This is a genomic window from Roseiarcus sp. (assembly GCF_049514155.1).
In the GTDB taxonomy this organism is placed as follows: domain Bacteria; phylum Pseudomonadota; class Alphaproteobacteria; order Rhizobiales; family Beijerinckiaceae; genus Roseiarcus.
In genome coordinates this window covers 1-3,161 of record NZ_JBEKVH010000271.1, presented here as the reverse complement: position 1 = coordinate 3,161, position 3,161 = coordinate 1, and the positions used below count along the sequence as shown (strand labels likewise).

Here is a 3,161-nt window from a genome sequence, read left to right as displayed (position 1 = left end):
CAGGTCGCCGCCGCGCTGGAAGGGGCGGGCTATGCGGTCGATCGCGCCTTCGACGGCGAGGAGGGCTGGTTCCTCGGCGACACCGAACCCTACGACGCGATCGTGCTCGACATCGGTCTGCCCAAGCGCGACGGCGTCGCGGTGCTCGAAGCCTGGCGCAAGGCGGGCCGATCGACGCCGGTGCTGATCCTCACCGCGCGCGATCGTTGGAGCGACAAGGTGCAGGGCTTCGACGCCGGCGCCGACGATTACGTCGCCAAGCCCTTCCACATGGAGGAAGTGCTCGCCCGCATCCGCGCCCTGCTGCGCCGCGCCGCGGGACACGCTTCAAGCGAACTCGTCGCCGGCCCGGTCAGGCTCGACGCGCGCGCCGGCCGCGTGACCGTCGACGGCGTCGCGGTCAAACTGACCAGCCACGAATATCGCCTGCTCTCCTACCTGATGCATCACGCCGGACGAATCGTCTCGCGCAGCGAGATCGTCGAGCATCTCTACGACCAGGACTTCGACCGCGATTCCAACACTATAGAGGTCTTCGTCGGCCGTCTGCGCAAGAAGCTCGGCGTCGACGTCATCCAGACCGCGCGCGGGCTCGGCTACGTGATCGAGCCCGAGGCGGAGACCGGCGCCAAACGCAGGAGCGCCCGCTGACCGTTTCGCCCAGCCGCGGCGGGTTCGGACTGGCGGCCATCCGCAAGGCGCTCAACGCTCAGTCGATCGCTTCGCGGCTGTTCATCTCCGCCGCGTTCTGGAGCTCGTCGATCCTCCTCGTCGCCGGACTCGGCCTGTCGGCGCTCGACGCGCGCTCGACCGAAGCGAATTTCGACGAGCAGCTCGGCGTCTATCTGAAGGCGCTGGTCGCCAACGTGGCGTCGGCGCGCGACGAGCTCGAGGGCGGCGCGCTACCGGTCATCGACCCACAGTTCGAGCTCGCCTTTTCCGGCTGGTATTGGCAGATCACCCGCCTCGACCTGCCGCATCCCGAGATCCGCACCTCGCGCTCGCTGTTCGCCACCCAATTGCCGAGCCTCGCCGACGCCGACTCGACCAGCGCGCGCGGGGCGGTCAGGAGCGGTTACGTGGTCGGCCCCGGCGACAGGCCGCTGCGCATGATCGAGCGCGAGATCGACGACGAGGAGGGCCGCTATCTCATCCAGGTCGCCGCCAACGCCGACGTGATCCAGACCCAGATCGAGCGGTTCGAATATGCGCTCGCCGCGACGTTCCTGGTGCTGGCGGTGGCGCTGCTCGGCTCGACCGCGCTGGCGGTGCGTTTCGGCCTCAGGCCGCTGCGCGTGCTGCAGGAGGGTCTGGCGGCGATCCGCCGCAGCGAGGCCGAACGCATCAGCGGCGACTTTCCGCAGGACGTCGCGCCGCTCGCCGGCGAGGTCAATCTGCTGCTCGAGTCCAATCGCGCCGTGGTCGAGCGCGCGCGCACCCAGGTCGGCAACCTTGCTCACGCCCTGAAGACGCCGCTCAGCGTCATCGTCAACGAAGCCGATTCGGGCAGCCCGCGGCTGGCCGACAAGGTGCGCGAGCAGGCCGGCGTGATGCGTCGCCAAGTCAGCTTCTATCTCGACCGCGCCCGGGCGGCGGCGCGCGCCGGAGCGGCGGGCTCGGCGACCGAGGTGAAGCCGGTCGTCGAACAGTTGATCCGCACCTTCGAGAAGATCTACCGCGACCGCGGCATCGCCTTCGTCGTCGAGGCGCCCGACGGGCTGCGCTTCCGCGGCGAATCGCAGGACCTCACCGACCTGATCGGCAACCTGCTCGACAACGCCGGCAAATGGGCGCGAACGCGCATCGTCGTCCACGCCGAGCCGGAGCCCTCCGCCGAGGCGTCGGGGCGGCCCTATTTCACCGCCTCGATCGACGACGACGGGCCTGGGCTCGACGAAAACGAGCGCTCGGCGGCGCTGGAACGCGGCCGGCGGCTCGACGAGTCGCGTCCCGGCTCGGGACTCGGCCTGTCGATCGTCGTCGACGTCGCCGCCGCCTATGGCGGCGCCCTCCGGCTCGAGCAGAGCCCGCTCGGCGGGCTCAGGGCGACCCTGCGCCTGCCGCGGCTTTGATCGCCGACAAAGCGCGGACCCGCCGCGGTCGCCAAGGAGAGGCCTCCAGCGGCGGCGGACGGGCCTTGCCTATTCCTGCCGCGGCCGACTTGCTCTAAGAACCGCCGCGTCCGGCGCGAAAGGCCGAAAAGCGATGTTATGGGTCGTGCTAGCGGGAATGACGGGGCTGGCGGCGCTCGCCGCGGTCTGGCCGCTCATCCGCGGCGCGCGGCGCGGCGCGGCGACGTCGGCCGACGCGGCCTTCTACAAGGCGCAGCTCGGCGAGATCGAGCGTGACGTCGCGCGCGGTTTTCTGCCCGCCGACGAGGCCGCCGGCGCGCGCGTCGAGGCGGCGCGGCGGCTGATCGCCGCCAGCGAGGCGACCGCCGACGGCGCGATCGCCGACGCGCCGGGACTGCGGCGCGGCTGGGCGATCGCCATCGTCGTCGCGGCGCCGGTCGTCGCCTTGGCGCTCTACGCCGATCTGGGCCGGCCCGACCTTCCCGATTCGCCGCTCGCCGCGCGCAAGGTCGACACGCGCGGCATGTCGGGGGTCGAAGCGGCGCTCGCCCATGTCGAGCAACAGCTCGCCGACGATCCCGACAACGGCCCGGCCTGGGCGCTGGTCGCGCCGGTCTATATGCGTCTCGGACGGTTCGACGACGCGGTCGAGGCCTACAGGCAGTCGCTGCGGCTCAACGGCGAGGACGCCGCCAGACGCGCCGATTACGGCGAGGCCTTGGTCGGCGCCGCGGGCGGCATCGTCACCGCCGACGCGCGCGCCGCCTTCGACAAGGCGCTCGCCGAACAACCGGGCTTGCCCTCGGCGCGCTTCTATCTCGGCCTCGCCGCCGAGCAGGACGGCGACGTGCAGAAGGCGATCGCGATCTATCGCGCGCTGCTCGGCGACGCGCCGCCGAAGGCGGCATGGACGCCGGCCTTGCAGGCGCGGCTCGCCGCGCTGACCGGCGGCGGCGCTCAGCCGCCGCTGGTCGGCGGCGCGCCGCCGCAGGAGGGCGGCCAGCAGGATGCGATGATCCGCGGCATGGTCGAGCGGCTGGCGACGCGGCTGGCGACCAGCGGCGGCGACGCCGACGAATGGCGGCGCCT

Annotated in this window: 3 protein-coding genes; all 3 read left to right on the top strand. The window is 71.9% G+C overall.

Going from position 1 to position 3,161, the window contains the following annotated elements; all coding sequences use genetic code 11:
* A partial coding sequence (locus tag ABSF49_RS21275) for a response regulator transcription factor (protein WP_424114630.1) occupies positions 1–651 on the top strand: 651 nt, incomplete at its 5' end.
* Between the two features lie 215 nt (positions 652–866).
* Positions 867–2,072 (top strand): ATP-binding protein, encoded by a 1,206-nt coding sequence (locus tag ABSF49_RS21270; RefSeq protein WP_424114629.1) that lies wholly within the window; start codon positions 867–869, stop codon positions 2,070–2,072.
* Between the two features lie 133 nt (positions 2,073–2,205).
* Positions 2,206–3,161: c-type cytochrome biogenesis protein CcmI (gene ccmI / locus ABSF49_RS21265; RefSeq protein WP_424114628.1), on the top strand; the 956-nt coding region annotated here is incomplete at its 3' end.